The following is a 15,655-nucleotide window of genomic DNA, read 5'->3' as shown; positions in this document are numbered from 1 at the left end:
CGATTTGAGGGGTGTCCGCATGATTCGTCAGCACGCCATCGGTGACCTCCTGCGGCGCACGGCCGCCCGCTACCCGGCCAAGACCGCCATCGTGTACGGCGACCTGCGGCAGAGCTACGCCGACCTCGACCTCGCGGTCAACCGCACGGCCAACGCGCTGGCCGCCCGAGGGGTCGGCAAGGGCGACCGGTTCGCCCTGTTCAGCCATAACAACCACGCGTTCGTGGTGGCCTGTTTCGCGCTGGCCCGGCTGGGCGCCATCTCGGTGCCGATCAACTTCATGCTGGGCGCCGACGAGGTCGCGTACATCCTTGAGCACTCCGGCGCCACCGGGATGCTCGCAGAGGAGGCGCTGCTGCCGGTCGCCGCCGCCGCGGCGGGCCCGCGGATCGCGGTGCGCGGGGTGATCCGCTCGCAGGAGGCGCCGGAGGGCTGGGAGCCGTTCGAGGAGTGGGCGGGCTTCGGCGACGCGTCGGAGCCGCAGGTGGAGATCGCCGACGACGACCCGATCCAGCTCATGTACACCAGCGGCACCGAGTCCCGCCCCAAAGGCGCCACGCTGTCCAGCCGCGGCCTGATCGCCCAGTACGTCACCTGCGTGGTGGACGGCGAGATGAGCCACGACGACGTCGAGGTGCACGCCCTGCCCCTCTACCACTGCGCGCAGCTGCACTGCTTCCTCACGCCCGGCCTCTACCTGGGCGCCACCAACATCATCCTGCCCGCCGCCAACCCGGCGATCATCCTGGCCACGATCGAGGGCGAGCGCGCCACCAAGCTCTTCTGCCCGCCGACCGTCTGGATCGGCCTGCTCCGCCACCCCGACTTCGACCGCCGGGACCTGTCGTCGCTGCGCAAGGGCTACTACGGCGCCTCCATCATGCCGGTGGAGGTGCTGAAGGAGATCGCCACGCGCCTGCCCGGCGTACGCCTGTTCAACTTCTACGGCCAGACCGAGATGGCGCCCGTCGCCACCATCCTCGGGCCGGACGAGCAGCTCACCCGGCTCGGCTCGGCCGGCCGGCCCGCGCTGAACGTCGAGACCAGGATCGTCGACGACCAGGACAGGCCCGTGCCGCCCGGCGTCGTGGGCGAGATCGTGCACCGCAGCCCGCACGCCATGCTCGGCTACTGGAACGACCCGGACAAGACCGCCGAGGCGTTCCGCGGCGGCTGGTTCCACAGCGGCGACCTGGGCGTCATGGACGCCGACGGCTACCTGTCGGTGGTGGACAGGAAGAAGGACATGATCAAGTCGGGGGGCGAGAACGTCGCCAGCCGCGAGGTGGAGGAGACGCTCTACCAGCATCCCGCGGTGGCGGAGGCGGCGGTGTTCGGGGTGCCGGACGAGACGTGGATCGAGGCGGTGACGGCCGCGGTGGTGCTGCGCGAGGGGGCGGGGGTGACCGGCGGCGAGCTGATCGCGTTCCTGCGGGAGCGGCTGGCCGCGTTCAAGACGCCGAAGCGGGTGGTGTTCGTGGAGTCGCTGCCGAAGAACGCCTCGGGGAAGGTGCTCAAGCGGGAGCTGCGCGACGCGTTCTGACGCCCTCCTGCCGTCCTGTCCCAGGACATGGGCGTGACCAGGCGTTATCCCTGCCGTTGGCGGGGCATCCACTCTCGGCGACGATGTCAGCCGGGAGAGGCGGGATGGCGAGCTTTCCAGAGGTCATGCACCGTACGTTCTTCCGGACGCTTTCGCTGCTGCCGCCGGAGGGGCAGGGGCTGGTCCTGGGCCGCTACTTCGACTGGTGGCACCGGGCCCCCGATCCCTGGCGGCTGGCGACCGACGACTACGAGCGGGAGAAGCATCGGGCCACGCTGGCCTGCCTGCCGCTCCGGCCGTATCGGCGGATCATCGAGGTGGGGTGCAGCGAGGGGGTGTTCACCGGCGCGCTGGCGGCGGCGTATCCGGAGGCCGAGATCGTGGGCGTCGACGTCTCCGAGCGGGCGCTGGCGCGGGCGCGTGAGCGGGTGCCCGGGGGCGGGCGGGTGCGGTTCGTACGGGGGGACATCCTCCGGCATCGGGGCGGCCGCTCCTTCGACCTGGCGTTCTGCGCGGAGACGCTCTACTACCTGGGGCGGCACGACCGCCTGCGCCTGGCCTCCGTGCGGCTGGGCCAGTTGCTGGGGCCCGGCGGGGTGCTCGTGGCGGTGCATCCGTGGCCGGAGGCGGCCCGGCTGCACCGGTACCTGGACGCGCAGAGGGCGCTGGACCGGCTTGACGAGCGGGTCTGCACGGCTTCGCCGCGGCCGTTCGCGATCAGCGTGTACGGCGCGCGGCCGGCATAGGCGCGCCGCACGGCTGAAGGCGATCACCTAGCTGGCCGCGCCGGGTCGAGCGAGGGCCAGCGGTGCGCGGCCCACTCCGGCCAGCCGGGCCAGCCTGGTGGAGGGCCGGGAACGGTTCCGCCGTCGCTCAGTTCGGCGGCATCGGGCGCCTGGAACTGCGGGCGCCATTCATCGATGTCAGCGTCGGTCATCGGGAAGGTCGTGTGGGGCGCGGTCGCCTGGCGGTGGGCGATCCGGGCGCGCTGGACGTCCCTGTCGACGGGCAGGTAGATCACCTGACAGGACGCCCCGGCCGATGCCGCCAGCCACCGCAGCGCCGACCGTTCGTTGCGGCTCCAGAGCCCGAAGTCGAGCACGACGTTGGTCCCCAGCCGCAGCGTTTGCAGCGCTACTTCGATGAGCCGTCCTTCCAGCAGATCGCGCTTGCCGGCGGCCTCCGGCTCGTCGAACAGGGAGAGCATCCACTCGTCCGGGGTCAGCCGCAGCGCGTGGTGCGCCACGGCGAGCTCTTTGGCCCGGGTGGTCTTCCCGGCGCCGGGGAGCCCGACCATGAGGAGGAGCCTGGCGCGGCCGGGCGGCACCTCATCGGGCACCTCATCGGGCGCCGGCGATGGCCGGCGGTGCTGCTGGGTGGGCCGGCCTTCGCCGGTGACCCGCGGCGGCGCCGGCGGCGCCTCCCCGGCGGTCCCCACCGCCCGTGGCGACGGCGCGACCCGCTCGGAGACGGTGACAGCCGGTAGACCCTCTGACGGGTGAAGGAAGGAATCTTGGTGCGATGGACGGAAACGCTGCGACACAGAATTGCTCCCCGGATCAGGCAGGACGATCCGGCAGCACAGCGAGACACGCGAATCGGCTGCCGGCGGGACACCTATCCGGCGGTACGCCTGACACTGACCCCGGCGGGGCAGGCAATGAGGCCGCGGTTACGGCAACCGCGATACCGCCGCTAAGCGGCGGCGTCGATGTCCATGGCGAAGCAACCCATGTCGCCACGATAGCCGACAGCTCCAGCATGGGTCCATGACCGGGGCCAGGTCACGGGCCCGCAGGGAGCCGCCGGGCTCGGACCGGCACACGTCAGGCCCGGTCTGGTGACGGGGCCGCACCACAGGGCAGGCGGCCCGCTCAGGTGGTGGCGCGTTTGCCCAGGAGGTCGGCGGCGATCTGGCGGACCACCACGCGCTGGATCTTGCCGGTGGCCGTCTTCGGCAGCTCGTCCAGCACCAGCACCTCGCGCGGCCGCTTGAAGGAGGCCAGCCCGTCCCTGCAGAAGCCGACGAGCTCGCCTGGGTCCACGGTCGTGCCGGGCGCGGGCACCACGCAGGCGACCGGCTTCTCCAGCCCCTCGGCGTCGATGTGCGCCACGACGGCGCACTCCCCGACGGACGCGTGCTGCAGGAGCCTGGCCTCGACCTCCATCGGCGACACCCAGATCCCGCCCGCTTTGATCATGTCGTTGGAGCGGCCGAGGCACTGGTAGAAGCCGTCCTCGCCGCGCACGTACGTGTCCCCGGTGCGCAGCCACTCCCCCTGGAACACCTGGCGGGTGGTGGCCGTGCGGCACCAGTAGCCGGTGGCCACCGAGTCGCCGCGAACGTACAGGTGACCGGGCTCGCCGTCCTCGACCGGGGCGCCGAAGTCGTCGAGCAGCTTGGCCTCGTAACCGGGCACCACCGTTCCCGAGCTACCGGGCCGTACCTGGCCGGGGCGGTTGGAGATGAAGATGTGCAGCGCCTCGGTGGATCCGAGGCCGTCGATGATGTCGACGCCGAACCGGTCGGTGAAGCGGCGGTGGATCTCGGCCGGCAGGGCCTCGCCGGCCGAGACGGCCAGCCGTACGGACTCGAAGGCGTGACCGGGGGCGTCGGAGGCGAGCAGCGCGGCGAAGAACGTCGGGCCCGCGAAGAACAGCGTCGGCCGCTCCGCCATGACGCGGGCGACTACGCCGGCCGGGGTCGGGCGCGCGGGGTCGAGGATCGCGGTGGCGCCGGCGGCCAGGGGGAAGAACATGGAGTTGCCGATGCCGTACGCGAAGAACAGCCGCGCCACGGAGAAGCACCGGTCGTCGGGGCGGATGCCGAGGACCTGGCGGCCGTACGTCTCGTGGACGTCCTGGATCGCGCCGTGCCGGTGCATGGCGGCCTTCGGGGCGCCGGTGGTGCCGGAGGTGTAGAGCCAGAGGGCCGGCGAGTCGCGCCACGCGTCGAACGCCCGCCGCCCCTGCACCGACCTGCCCGTCTCCAGCACGTCCGACCACCGGCACACCGACCGTCCCGGCACGTCCGTTTCCTGGGCGGGCACGCCGGCGAGGATGAGGATCTCCACCTCGGGTGCGGCCCCCAGCGCTTCTTGCACGATCGGGTCGAACTCGGGGGTGCACACGACGACCCTGGCCCTGGAGTCGCGGACGAGCGTGCCGAGCTCGGTGGCGTTGTACATGGTGGAGACCGGCACCGCCACCGCGCCGATCCGCATGACGGCCAGGATGGTGATCAGCGTCTCGGGGCGGTCGGACATGACGAGCAGGACCCGCTCCTCCGGCCTGACGCCGAGGGCGCGCAGGCCGGCGGCGAGGTCGGACGCGTGCGCGGCCAGCTGGGCATAGGTGAGGGTGCCCGCGGGGCCGGTGACCGCGATGTGGTCTCCCCGGCCCGCTTCGAGCTGGCGATCCACGAGATAGACGCTGGCGTTGAACGAGTCGGACGTCATGACCGTCCCCCTCCGCAGGCGGACATCAGTAGGCAAATCTTCCACACAGAATCAATGCCTCGTCAATGACTTGTAGCGGGTCTCAGGCCGGCCTCGCGGTCGTCCTCCGGGTTCAACCGCGGGCGACAGGCACGTCAGGAGTTCGTGGACCATTCGTGCAGGGCGAAGGGGACGCGGTCCAGCACGTTCGCGATGGCGGCGGCGGGATAGCCGATCGTGTCGGGCGGGAGGTCGCTCATGGGCCACCAAGCGAGCTCGGAGCACTTGTGGGGCTCGGCGTTGCAGGGCTCGCCGGTCCAGGTGCGGGTGGCGAAGAAGAGGCCGACGCGTTCGGGGGCGCGGTGCATGACGTGGGTGAAGGTCAGGTCGGCCGGGTCGATCCGCACGCCCACCTCCTCGGCCGCCTCCCGGACCGCCGCATCGGTCACCGACTCGCCTTCCTCCAGGTGGCCGGAGGGAAGGTGCCACATGCCGTCGCCGTAACCGGTCCCCGCCCGCCTGCTGAGCAGCACGTCGCCGGCGTCGCGCAGGAGCATCACGTGCACGTCGACGATGGCCCGGAACCGCCGCCCGGCGACCGAGGCCGGTCCGGAGGCCGGTCCGCAGGCCGAGGCAGGGGCCGGTGCGGAGGCCGGGGCAGGGGCCGGTGCGGGGGCCGGTCCGCAGGCCAGGGCCGGTGCGGAGGCGGGTGCGGGGGCCGGTGCGGCGGCAGGGCGGCGGTCGAGGGCTTGGGACCACTTGACGGCGACGGCCGCCACCTGGATCAGCTCGGCGCGCAGCCGCTCGGGATCCGTCTCCGCGAACGCCTCCAGCACCTCCTCGGCCAGCACGTGCCGCCACGTCAGCGCCCCGTCACCGGCCGCCGACTCGGTGGCCTGCCGGGCCGCGTCGGCCTCGGCCACCCGGGCCTCGCCTCCGGTCCCGTCGGGCAGCACCTGCATGCCCCACATCGCGTCCTGGGCCGCGCGCTCGGCGGCCACGTCGGCCAGCACCCTCGCCAGCGATCCCGGCACTCCCGCATCCCCGTCGTGTGTCACGCTCACCAGTCTGGCCCAAAGGACGCGCACGTCGGAGCCGTTTCTGGGGACGTGGGATCAGGCCGTGGCGGGGCGGAAGCCGGGGCCGAGCCCGGTGACGCCGGAGCACACGTGGTCCCGGAACGCGCGCGCGGCCGGCGCCAGGCGCTCCCCCACGGGCCAGCTCACCCCGATCGTCCTGAAGACGGCCGGCGACAGCGGGATCTCCACCACCCCCGAGGCCGAACGCGCGGGTCCGGAGCGGGGCAGGACGGCCACGCCGAGCCCGGCCGCGACCAGCCCGCGCACGGTCTCGGACTCCTGCCCTTCGAACGCGATCCGCGGCTCGAACCCGGCCGCCGCGCACAGGTCGTCGGTCATCTGACGCAGCCCGTACCCGTGTTCGAGCGTCACCAGCTCCTCCCCCGCCAGCTCGGCGGCCCGCACCCGGCGGCGGGCCGCGAACCGGTGGGACGGCGGCACGGACAGGACCAGCTCCTGGTCGGCGAGCGGTCTGCTGACCAGCTCGGGATCGTCCAGCGGCAGGGGCGCGACGAACACCAGGTCGATCTCCCCCTCCCGGGCGGCCCGCAGCATGTCCTGCCGCGATCCCTGCGCCAGGCTGAAGCGGACGCCCGGGTTGCGCTCGCGGAAACCGCGGATGAGTGACGGCACGAGCGTGCGGCCGAGCAGGTGCAGGAAGCCGAGCACGACGCGGCCGGTGGCCGGGTCGATCTCCTCGCGCACCTCGCGGGCGGCGGCGGCCACGCCGGCGAGCGCGCGGGTGGAGGCGGCGGCCAGGGTGCGCCCCGCCCTGGTCAGGCGGATGCCGCGGCCGGACGGCAGCACGAGAGGGGCGCCGACCAGGTCCGAGAGGGCGGCGAGGCGGCGGCTGGCGGTGGGCTGGGGGATGCCGAGCAGCTCCGACGCCCGCGTGACGTGGCCGGTCTCGCCGACGGCGGCCAGCAGGGCGAGCGCCGGGGCGAGGCGGGCGGCGAGCTGTTCATCGGATTCATCCATCACGGTATGAATTATCGCCTACAACCGTATTAGACGTATTTATTAGCCTTGCTTAGCGTTGCAGGCGTGGTAGTCATCGAAGCTCCGAGCCAAGCTCCAGCGGACACGCGGCGGGTCAGCGCGGCGGTCGCGGCGGCCGGGCTGTCGTCGTTCGCCCTGCTGTACGCGCCGCAACCGGTGCTCCCGCAGCTCGCCGCGGCGTTCCGGCTGGACCCGGGCACCGCCTCGCTGGCCATCGGGGTCGCGACGGCGTCGCTGGCCGTGGCCGTCCTGCCGCTGGCCTGGCTGGCCGGGCTGGTGGGGCGGCGGCGGGTCATCCTCTGGTCGGTGCTCGTCTCGGCGGTCGTCGGGCTGCTGCTGCCGCTGGCGCCGTCCTTCCCCGTGCTGCTGGTGATGCGGGGCGTGCAGGGGGTGGCGATCGCCGGGTTCGCGGGGGTCGCGGCGGCGTACCTGGCCGATCAGCTCGGTACGAGCCGGCTGGCCGGCGCGGTGGGCGCGATGATCGCCGGGAACTCGGTGGGCGGGATGATGGGGCGGCTCGGCGCCGGGTTCGTGGCCGAACCCCTGGGCTGGCACGGCGCGCTGCTCGTGGTCGCCGGGGTGGCGCTTGTGTGCGCGCTGTTCACGGTGGTGGCGCTGCCGCGGCAGGACGTTCATCCGACGGAGGAAGAGGCCCGCCCGGTGCGCGAAGCGCCGGTGGCGGGTGAGCCGCGGCGGCGGCCGGGGCTGTTCGTGCCGTTCGCCGTCGGGGCGCTGGCCATGGGCTCGTTCGTGGCCCTCTACAACGCCGCCGGCTTCCGCCTGGCCGCGCCGCCGCTCTCGCTCACCCCGGCCGCCGCCTCCCTGGTCTTCCTCGCCTACGCCATGGGCACCGCCTCCTCGGCCGCCGCCGGTCGCCTGGCCGCGCGCCTGGGCCGGACGACCGCGCTGGCCGCCGCCCTGATCCTGACGGTGCTGGGCTCCGTGCTCACCGTCCACGGCTCGCTGCCCGTCATCGCGCTGGGCTTCGCCGTACTGACCGCCGGGTTCTTCGCCGCGCACGCCATCGCCAACGCGTGGGTCACCGCGGCCGCCTCCCCGGAGGCCCGCGGCCGGGCGGCCGGCGGCTACACCCTCTGCTACTACCTCGGCAGCGGCGCGGGCGGCACCGCGGGCAGCATCGTGTACGGCCAGGCGGGCTGGACCTGGCTCATCGTCCTGACGTCGGCGTGGCTGCTGCCGGCCACGGCGGCGGTGCTCGTGAGCCACCGGTCAGGCCGCCGGGCGGTGCGGAAGACCGCTCCCTGCGCGGCCTGACCCGGGCTCACATGGGCAGGCGGGTGACGGTCACCGGGCTGACCCGGGCTTACATGGGCAGGCGGGTGACGGTCACCGTGATCTCCTGCTGGCTCTCCGGCGGCCCCTGGTAGATGCCCTTGAGCGGCGGCACGTCCGAATAGTCCCGGCCGCGGGCCACGACCACGTGCGCCTCCCCGACCCACGAGCGGTTGGTGGGGTCGAGCGGCAGCCACTCCCCCGCCCAGTACTCCACCCACGCGTGGCTCTGCCCCTCGACCGCCTCGCCGATCTCCGCGCTGGGCCGCGGGTGCAGGTAGCCGGAGACGTAGCGGGCGGGCAGCCCGGCGGCCCGCAGCAGCCCGGCGGTCAGGTGCGCCATGTCCTGGCAGACGCCCTGCCCGAGGTCCCAGGCCTCCTGCGCGGAGGTCTGCACGCCGGTCGAGCCCGGCATGTACTCCACCCGGGCGGCCACCACCTCGCAGATCGCCTCGGCCGTCTCGTGCGGGTCGCGCCCGCTGAGCTGGGCCCTGGCCAGCTCCGTCAGCTCGCCGTCGACGGCGGTCATCGGGGTGCGGCTCAGCAGCTCGCCCATCGACGGATCCGGCTCGGTGACGGGCAGCGCGGGCCTGCGCGGCGCCGACGTCTCGACCGTGCTGACGGCCTCGACGGTCAGCGACCGGTGCGGCTCGGGCACGTCGAACGACGACACCAGCGTGCCCCAGTAGTCCTCGTAGGTGTGGACGGGCACGGCGGGGCGTACGACGACGCGGCTGGACAGGACGTTGTGCGCCGGCGTCATCCGCACCTCGTTGTAGGAGGAGCGGGCCTCGCCGTCGTACTCCACGCGCGTCACATGCGACACCTTCAGGCGCCAACCCATGCCATCGCCTCCCTGCGCTGGAAGAACCGCTTCGCGATGGCCTCGCCCGCGGCCGCGCTCGCCTCCTGGAGCGCGGCGAGCAGGTCGGGCAGGCGGTCGTTGAGCTCGTTCAGGTCGGTGTACTCCAGCCCGGCGCGCACCCGCCCGATCGCCGCCTGCGCCGAGTCGGCGACCCCGGCCCTGGCCGTGCCGGGGGCCAGCGCCCGCAGGCACTTCTCGGCGGTCAGCAGCGAGTAGACGACCGAACGCGGGAAGAGCCGGTCGAGCAGCAGGAACTCCAGCACCTCGCCGTCCCGCGCCCCGTGCGTCCTGGTGAACGACTCGTCGGCGCCGCTGGCCTGCAGCAGGAGCCGCCAGTCGCTGGTCAGGTGGACGGCGAGGAGCCTGGTGGTCATGTCCACCCGTTCGAGGCTGCGGCCGAGCACGATGAAGCGCCAGCAGTCGTCCCTGCTCATGCTCCCGTCGGCCAGCCCGAAGAACAGGGCGGCCCGCTCGCGCACGAACGACAGGTACGCGTGCGGCGGCTGCGACTCCAGCCGGGCGAGCTGGTGCCAGGTGACGTTGAGGCACTCCCACACCTCGCTGGACAGGACCTCCCGCACCCCTCTGGCGCTGTCCCTGGCGGAGGTCACGGAGGCGGCGATCGAGGCGGGTTCGTCCAGGTCGTAGGCCAGGCGCCGGATCACCGCTGAGGGGCTGACGGAGGCGGACGGGCTCAGGCCGAGCACGGCGAAGATGGAGCGGCAGGTCTCCGGATCGTCGAGCAGGCGGTGCACGGACACGTCGAGGAGCCTGGCGGTGTCGTCGGCGCGCTCGACGTACCGGCCGATCCAGTAGAGCGTCTCCGCGATGCGGCTCAGCAGCGGGCGCGTCATCGCCGGTCCTCCCATGCAGTCATCGCCGGTCCTCCCATGCCGTCATTGCTCGTCCTCCCAGGCGGCGGTCCTGCTCGGGCTCCACTGCGCGGCCGGCGGCGCGAGGGCGGCGGCGCCCGCGGGCGCCGAGGCGTCCCCGAGCACCCAGGTGTCCTTGGAGCCGCCTCCTCTGCTGGAGTTGACCACCAGCTCCCCTTCGGGCAACGCCACGCGGGTCAGCCCGCCAGGCAGCAGCCACACGTCCTCGCCGTCGTTCACGGCGAAGGGCCGCAGGTCGATGTGGCGCGGCACCGGCCACTCGCCGATCAGGGTGGGCGAGGTGGACAGCAGCACGGGCCGCTGGGCGATCCAGCCGCGCGGATCGGCGCGTACGGCCCGCCGCACCTCCTCCAGCTGCCCGGCCGTGGCGAACGGGCCGATCACGATGCCCTTGCCGCCCGCCCCGTCCACCGGTTTCAGCACGAGCTCGGCCGCACTGGCCAGCGCCTCCTCCCGCACGACGGGGTCGTCGAGCCGGTAGGTCTCCACGTTCGGCAGCAGCGGAGTCTCCCCCAGGTAGTAGGCGATCAGGTCGGGCATGTACGTGTAGACGAGCTTGTCGTCGGCCACCCCGTTGCCCACGCCGTTGGCGATGGAGACGTTGCCCGCGCGCGCGGCGTTCACCAGCCCGGGGCAGCCGAGCACGGAGTCGCCGCGGAAGTGCAGCGGATCGAGGTAGTCGTCGTCGACCCGGCGGTAGACGACGTGGACGGGGCGGCGGCCGTACGTGGTGATCATGTAGAGGCGGTTGCCCTCGCAGACCAGGTCGCGGCCCTCGACCAGCTCCACCCCCATGAGCCGGGCCAGCAGCGCGTGCTCGAAGTAGGCGGCGTTGTAGACGCCGGGCGTCAGCAGGACCACGGTCGGGTCGGACACGCCCTGCGGCGCGGCGGCGCGTAACGCGGCCAGGAGCCTGGCCGGGTACTCCTCGACCGGGCGCACGAACTGCTCGGAGAACAGTGTCGGCAGCGTGCGCGTCATCGCCAGCCGGTTCTCCAGCACGTAGCTGACCCCGCTGGGCGTGCGGACGTTGTCCTCCAGCACGTGCAGGACGCCCCGCTCGTCGCGGATCAGGTCGGTGCCGCCGACGTGCACGCGGACGCCGTTGGGCGGGCGCCAGCCGTGCGCGACCCGCTGATAGTGGGGGCTGGAGTGCAGCAGCCGCCAGGGGATCACCCCGTCGTGGAAGGCCCGCCGCTTGCCGTAGACGTCGTCAAGGAACGCCTCCAGCGCGCGGATCCGCTGCCGGACGCCACGGGTGACGAGGTCCCATTCGGCCGCGTCGAGCACCCGCGGGATCAGGTCGAGCGGGAAGGGCCGTTCGACGCCCGCGTAGTCGAACGTGACCCCCCGGTCGGTGAGCATCCTGGCGAGCTGATCCGCCCTGGATCGCAGCTCGTGCGCCCCGAGCGGCTGGAGGGCGGTGAACAGCGCCTGGTACTGGGGGCGTGGGACGCCCGGCCGCTCGAACATCTCGTCCCACGCTCCGGCCACGACATACGTATCGAATATGTCCGCCATGTCCGGATATTAAGAAAGGTATGTTTCGTCAGATCACTCCGCCTGTTACAGGGCGTTAAGGGGTGATCGAGCGTTCGAGGGAGTCGGTCAGCCACAGGAGGGTCGTCCCCAGCGTGGCCGGCTCGCCGCTGACCTCACCCACCAGCCGCCAGTAGCGGCGCACGCGCGGATCGCGGTCCGGCTCGACGTTCGCGAGCAGCTCGCGCCTGAACGCCGGGGTGTCGCCGGCCCCCCGCACCGTGGCGTGCGCGGCCACGAACCGGTCGAGCTCCGGCCCCGCGCGGCCTCTCGCCCGCCCGCACGAGCGGCTCTCGACCGCCGTCCCGTCGAACCTGCGGTGGTTCCCGGTGCTGCGCACCGACGCGATGATGCCCTCGTCGCAATAGAAGCGGATGGTACGCACCGGCACGCCGGTCAGCCTGGCCAGGTCGCCGATCCCGAACGTGTCGTCGCGCAACGGCACTTGAACCTCCACTGGACTGGAGTTCCTACGGTACGTGCGGAGCCCATTCAAGAGAGGAAATGTCATGACGGAGAGCGCGTTGGACACCGCCCGGCTGGCCGGAGGATTGCTGGAGCAGACCGGCGGGTTCGCCCGCGCGGTCACCGGGGCCGACCCGGGCGCACGGGTGCCCACCTGCCCCGAGTGGCGGCTGCTCGACCTCGTCGGGCACATCGGCCGGGCGCCCAGGTGGGCGGCGGAGATCGTGCGCAAGGGCGTGCCCCTGCCGCCGCCGGACCCGCGCGAGGCCGAGGCGCTACCGCCCGGGGAGTGGGCTGCGTGGCTGCGCGGGGGCGCGGAGGAGCTGGTCGAGGCGGCCGCGGAGACCGGCGCGGACACCGAGGTGTGGACGTTCATGGGCCCGGCGCCCGCGAAGTTCTGGCTGTGCAGGATGCTGAACGACCTCTCGATCCACCACTACGACGCGGCGCTCACGACGGGCGCCGGCTTCGAGATCGCCGACGATCTCGCGGCCGACGCCGTCACCGAGGCGTTCGAGCTGATCTCCTTCCCGGACTCGGGGGCGCTCAGCCCGGCGCTGGCCGAGCTGCGCGGTCAGGGCGAGACGCTCGCGCTGCGGCCCGCCGGCATGAAGGGCTGGCTGGCCACCAGGACGCCCGACGGGGTCCGGTGGAAGCGCGGGGACCACGAGGCCGACGTGGTGGTGTCCGGCCCGGTGCGGGAGATCATGCTGGTGCTGTCCCGCCGGGTCCCGCCCTCGGCCGGCACGGTGGAGCTCCGCGGCGACGCGGCGCTGCTGGACCACCTGCTGGCCCGGATGGCCTTCTAGGGGTTACAGCTCTTCGTGGGTCTCCGGGTCGCCGCCCATGCGGCCGCCCCGGTCGTCGAGGGTCTCCATGCGGGCCATCTCCTCGTCCGACAGGCTGAAGTCGAACACCTCCAGGTTCTGCCGCATGCGTTCGGGGTTGGCCGACTTGGGGATCGGCACGGCGGCGAGCTGAAGGTGCCAGCGGAGCACGATCTGGCCGGGGGTGCGCCCGTGCGCGGCGGCGAGGTCGGTGACGACGGGCTCGTCGAGGAGCTTCGAGCCGCGGCCGAGCGGGCTCCACGACTCGGTCACGACGCCGTGCTCGGCGTGCCAGGCCCGCAGGTCGCGCTGGGCGAAGCCGGGGTGCAGCTCGACCTGGTTGACCACGGGCCACACGCCGGTCTCCCCGGCCACCCGCTCGATCTGCTCGGGGGTGAAGTTGGACACGCCGATCGAGCGGGCCAGCCCCTGCTCGCGCAGGTGGACGAAGGCCCGCCAGGTCTCGGTGTAGAGGTCGCGGCGGGGCAGCGGCCAGTGGATGAGGTAGAGGTCGACGTAATCGAGGCCGAGCCTGGCCCGGCTCTCCTCGAACCCGCGCAGGGCCGCGTCGTACCCGTGCTGGGAGCCGCGCAGCTTCGTGGTGACGAACAGCTCCTCGCGGGCCACGCTCGCCTCCGCGACGGCGGCGCCCACTCCAGCCTCGTTGCCGTAGCTGGCGGCGGTGTCGATCAGCCGGTAGCCGAGCGAGACGGCGTGCGTCACCGCCTGCCTGGCCTCGCCGTCGTCCATGGGCCAGGTGCCCAGGCCCAGGCGGGGCATCGGGCGGCCGTCGGAGAGCATGACTGTCATGGCTGGTTCTTCCCCCTTGTGGCGACGGCCCTCATCGGAACGGGGCTGTCGGCGTACGAGCTGAATGTCGTCTTTACCCTCATGTCGCGGGAACGAACCGGCGGGCGCTCAGCCTTCGAGGTAGCGCAGGATCGCCAGCACGCGGCGGCTGTAGCCGGGGTCTCTGGGCAGGTCGAGCTTGTCCATGATGGCGTTGACGTGCTTTTCCACGGTGCTGAGCGAGACGTGCAGGCGCTCGGCGATGGCCGCGTTCATGAATCCTTCGGCGAGGTGGCGCAGCACCTCGCCCTCGCGCGGGCTCAGCCTGCTCAGCGGGTCGGCGTGGGTGGTGCGGGCGAGGAGCTGGCGCACCACCTCGGGGTCGAACGCCGTGCCGCCCTCGTGCACGCGCTGGAGCGAGTCGAGGAAGTCGGCCACCTCGGAGACCCGGTCCTTGAGCAGGTAGCCGAGCCCTTCGGTGGAGCCGGCCAGGAGCATGGCGGCGTAGTGCTGCTCGACGTACTGCGACAGGACGAGCACCCCGACGCCCGGCCGGCGTTCGCGGATCTCCAGGGCCGCCCGCAGCCCTTCGTCCTTGTGCGTGGGCGGCATGCGCACGTCGATCACCGCCACGTCGGGCCGGTGCTCCTCGACGGCGGCGAGCAGCGCTGGGGCGTCGCCGACGGCGGCGACCACCTCGTGCCCGGCGTCGTCGAGCAGCCGGGTGAGCCCTTCGCGCAGCAGCACGGAGTCGTCGGCCAGGATCACCCGCACGGCGGGGCCTTCGGCAGCGTGGCGGCGATCCTGGTGGGGCCGCCGGCCGGGCTGTCCACCACGAACGCGCCGTCGAGCGCCAGCACCCGCCTGGCCAGCCCGGACAGGCCGCCGCCCGCCGGGTCGGCGCCGCCCCCGCCGTCGTCTGAGATGGCCACGCTCACCGTCCGCTCGTCCTCGCTCAGCACGACCAGGATGTCACGCGCCGCCGCGTGCTTGACCGCGTTCGTGATCGCCTCGCGGGCCACGAAATAGAGGGCGGTCTCGGTCTCGGACACCGGCCGCCCGGTCAGCCCGTAGTGCACGGTCACCGGCACGCTCGACCGCTCGGCCACCCCCGCGAGCGCGGCCCGCAGCCCCAGCTCGTCGAGCGCGGTCGGGTAGATCCGCCAGGCGACGCTGCGCAGCTCGTCGAGGAGCGTGCGCGACTCGGTGTAGGCCTGGCCGACCAGGTCGGCGACCCGTTCGTGGTCGCGGGCGTGCCTGGCCCGGCCGAGCAGCATGGCCAGCGCGATGCCGCGCTGCTGGACGCCGTCGTGCAGGTCGCGTTCGATCCTGCGCCGCTCGTCGTCGACGGCCTTGACGATGCCCGAGCGGGTCGCGGTCAGCTCGGCGATCCTGCGGCGCATCAGCTCCTGGTCGCCCGGGCCGAGGAAGTGGTCGGCCAGGCGGCGTTCGAGTCGCGCGAGCGCCAGGCCCATGAGGACGACGAGGGCCACCAGGACCGCTCCGCTCGTCAGGCCCAGCATGCCGTTGCTGGTCACCAGCCGGACGCCGGGCAGGGTCACCGGCACCGGCCGGGACTCGCCCCTGAGCAGGTCGAGCAGCCCGCCGAAGAGCAGCAACCCGCCCACGAACAGCCCGGCCGCGCAGACGTACCCGCCCAGGACGCCCAGCGTGCCGCGGGCCAGGAGGAATCCGTGGCCGCCCGGCCCGCGCGTGGTGCCCTGATCGAGCCAGCGGGCCAGCCGGGCCCGTTCCAGGGACATCAGGCGGGCCAGGCCCCTGGCGGCGGCCGGGCGGGCGGCGGGGATCAGGCGGGCGGGCCAGGCCACCAGCAGGAACGCCAGCTCGATCACGCCGAGGGCCATGCCGAGCACGACTCCGGTCAGCATCCGGGCGATCCTGAGGCCTGACACGGGCGTGGAGTCT

At 73.1% G+C, this 15,655-nt stretch carries 15 protein-coding genes; 4 read left to right on the top strand and 11 right to left on the bottom strand.

Annotated elements, in window-relative coordinates; all coding sequences use genetic code 11:
- Nucleotides 1-19 precede the first annotated feature (19 nt).
- Nucleotides 20-1,543, top strand: coding sequence for an acyl-CoA synthetase (locus ABEA43_RS42000; protein ID WP_345571081.1), 1,524 nt, complete (start codon nucleotides 20-22; stop codon nucleotides 1,541-1,543).
- Nucleotides 1,544-1,647: 104 nt separating this feature from the next.
- Nucleotides 1,648-2,289, top strand: coding sequence for a class I SAM-dependent methyltransferase (locus tag ABEA43_RS41995; RefSeq protein ID WP_345571080.1), 642 nt, complete (start codon nucleotides 1,648-1,650; stop codon nucleotides 2,287-2,289).
- A 23-nt stretch (nucleotides 2,290-2,312) separates the two neighbouring features.
- On the opposite strand, the gene ABEA43_RS41990 is transcribed toward ABEA43_RS41995, so the two are convergent.
- From ABEA43_RS41990 to ABEA43_RS41975, 4 genes are all read right to left on the bottom strand, one after another.
- Nucleotides 2,313-2,981, bottom strand: coding sequence for a P-loop nucleotide/nucleoside kinase family protein (locus ABEA43_RS41990; RefSeq protein WP_345571078.1), 669 nt, complete (start codon nucleotides 2,979-2,981; stop codon nucleotides 2,313-2,315).
- 436 nt (nucleotides 2,982-3,417) lie between these two features.
- Nucleotides 3,418-5,001 carry a benzoate-CoA ligase family protein gene (locus ABEA43_RS41985; protein WP_345571076.1) on the bottom strand — a complete coding sequence of 528 codons (1,584 nt, stop codon included), beginning with the start codon at nucleotides 4,999-5,001 and terminating at the stop codon, nucleotides 3,418-3,420.
- A 134-nt stretch (nucleotides 5,002-5,135) separates the two neighbouring features.
- Complete coding sequence (locus ABEA43_RS41980) at nucleotides 5,136-6,038, bottom strand: NUDIX hydrolase (protein WP_345571075.1); 903 nt, start codon at nucleotides 6,036-6,038, stop codon at nucleotides 5,136-5,138.
- Between the two features lie 57 nt (nucleotides 6,039-6,095).
- Nucleotides 6,096-7,037, bottom strand: coding sequence for a LysR family transcriptional regulator (locus tag ABEA43_RS41975; protein WP_345571074.1), 942 nt, complete (start codon nucleotides 7,035-7,037; stop codon nucleotides 6,096-6,098).
- A 66-nt stretch (nucleotides 7,038-7,103) separates the two neighbouring features.
- On the opposite strand from ABEA43_RS41975, the gene ABEA43_RS41970 reads away from it, so the two are divergent.
- A complete protein-coding gene (locus ABEA43_RS41970) occupies nucleotides 7,104-8,333 on the top strand; it encodes an MFS transporter (RefSeq protein WP_345571072.1) in 1,230 nt (409 codons plus the stop codon).
- Between the two features lie 49 nt (nucleotides 8,334-8,382).
- Here ABEA43_RS41970 and ABEA43_RS41965 read toward each other — a convergent pair whose 3' ends face one another.
- Genes ABEA43_RS41965 through ABEA43_RS41950 form a run of 4 tightly spaced genes read right to left on the bottom strand, consistent with a single transcriptional unit; the run spans nucleotide 8,383 to nucleotide 12,093 of the window.
- Complete coding sequence (locus ABEA43_RS41965) at nucleotides 8,383-9,168, bottom strand: transglutaminase family protein (protein ID WP_345571071.1); 786 nt, start codon at nucleotides 9,166-9,168, stop codon at nucleotides 8,383-8,385.
- A gap of 11 nt (nucleotides 9,169-9,179) precedes the next feature.
- Complete coding sequence (locus tag ABEA43_RS41960; protein WP_345571069.1) at nucleotides 9,180-10,070, bottom strand: alpha-E domain-containing protein; 891 nt, start codon at nucleotides 10,068-10,070, stop codon at nucleotides 9,180-9,182.
- A gap of 42 nt (nucleotides 10,071-10,112) precedes the next feature.
- On the bottom strand, nucleotides 10,113-11,630 hold the full coding sequence (locus ABEA43_RS41955) for a circularly permuted type 2 ATP-grasp protein (RefSeq protein ID WP_345571067.1): 1,518 nt from the start codon (nucleotides 11,628-11,630) through the stop codon (nucleotides 10,113-10,115).
- 55 nt (nucleotides 11,631-11,685) lie between these two features.
- Nucleotides 11,686-12,093 (bottom strand): MerR family DNA-binding transcriptional regulator, encoded by a 408-nt coding sequence (locus tag ABEA43_RS41950; protein ID WP_345571065.1) that lies wholly within the window; start codon nucleotides 12,091-12,093, stop codon nucleotides 11,686-11,688.
- A gap of 64 nt (nucleotides 12,094-12,157) precedes the next feature.
- Between ABEA43_RS41950 and ABEA43_RS41945 the strand changes: the two genes are divergently transcribed.
- Nucleotides 12,158-12,922, top strand: coding sequence for a maleylpyruvate isomerase family mycothiol-dependent enzyme (locus ABEA43_RS41945; protein ID WP_345571063.1), 765 nt, complete (start codon nucleotides 12,158-12,160; stop codon nucleotides 12,920-12,922).
- A gap of 3 nt (nucleotides 12,923-12,925) precedes the next feature.
- On the opposite strand, the gene ABEA43_RS41940 is transcribed toward ABEA43_RS41945, so the two are convergent.
- The 3 genes from ABEA43_RS41940 to ABEA43_RS41930 form a co-directional block, all read right to left on the bottom strand.
- Complete coding sequence (locus ABEA43_RS41940; protein ID WP_345571061.1) at nucleotides 12,926-13,750, bottom strand: aldo/keto reductase; 825 nt, start codon at nucleotides 13,748-13,750, stop codon at nucleotides 12,926-12,928.
- Between the two features lie 108 nt (nucleotides 13,751-13,858).
- The gene (locus ABEA43_RS41935; protein WP_345571059.1) at nucleotides 13,859-14,503 is read right to left on the bottom strand and encodes a response regulator; all 645 of its coding nucleotides are present in this window, start codon (nucleotides 14,501-14,503) and stop codon (nucleotides 13,859-13,861) included.
- On the bottom strand, nucleotides 14,494-15,642 hold the full coding sequence (locus tag ABEA43_RS41930) for a sensor histidine kinase (RefSeq protein ID WP_345571057.1): 1,149 nt from the start codon (nucleotides 15,640-15,642) through the stop codon (nucleotides 14,494-14,496). The genes ABEA43_RS41935 and ABEA43_RS41930 overlap by 10 nt, the downstream gene beginning before the upstream one ends.
- Between the last annotated feature and the right edge of the window lie 13 nt (nucleotides 15,643-15,655).

Source organism: Nonomuraea rosea (assembly GCF_039539705.1).
Taxonomy (GTDB): domain Bacteria; phylum Actinomycetota; class Actinomycetes; order Streptosporangiales; family Streptosporangiaceae; genus Nonomuraea; species Nonomuraea rosea.
The sequence above is the reverse complement of the archived record's forward strand: the minus strand, read 5'-3'. Positions and strand labels throughout refer to the sequence as shown.

Coding starts and splice junctions, on each gene's coding strand:
- ABEA43_RS42000 (WP_345571081.1), top strand. CDS start 20: ATGATTCGTCAGCACGCCATCGGTGACCTCCTGCGGCGCACGGCCGCC.
- ABEA43_RS41995 (WP_345571080.1), top strand. CDS start 1,648: ATGGCGAGCTTTCCAGAGGTCATGCACCGTACGTTCTTCCGGACGCTT.
- ABEA43_RS41985 (WP_345571076.1), bottom strand. CDS start 5,001: ATGACGTCCGACTCGTTCAACGCCAGCGTCTATCTCGTGGATCGCCAG.
- ABEA43_RS41975 (WP_345571074.1), bottom strand. CDS start 7,037: ATGGATGAATCCGATGAACAGCTCGCCGCCCGCCTCGCCCCGGCGCTC.
- ABEA43_RS41960 (WP_345571069.1), bottom strand. CDS start 10,070: ATGACGCGCCCGCTGCTGAGCCGCATCGCGGAGACGCTCTACTGGATC.
- ABEA43_RS41955 (WP_345571067.1), bottom strand. CDS start 11,630: ATGGCGGACATATTCGATACGTATGTCGTGGCCGGAGCGTGGGACGAG.
- ABEA43_RS41945 (WP_345571063.1), top strand. CDS start 12,158: ATGACGGAGAGCGCGTTGGACACCGCCCGGCTGGCCGGAGGATTGCTG.
- ABEA43_RS41940 (WP_345571061.1), bottom strand. CDS start 13,750: ATGACAGTCATGCTCTCCGACGGCCGCCCGATGCCCCGCCTGGGCCTG.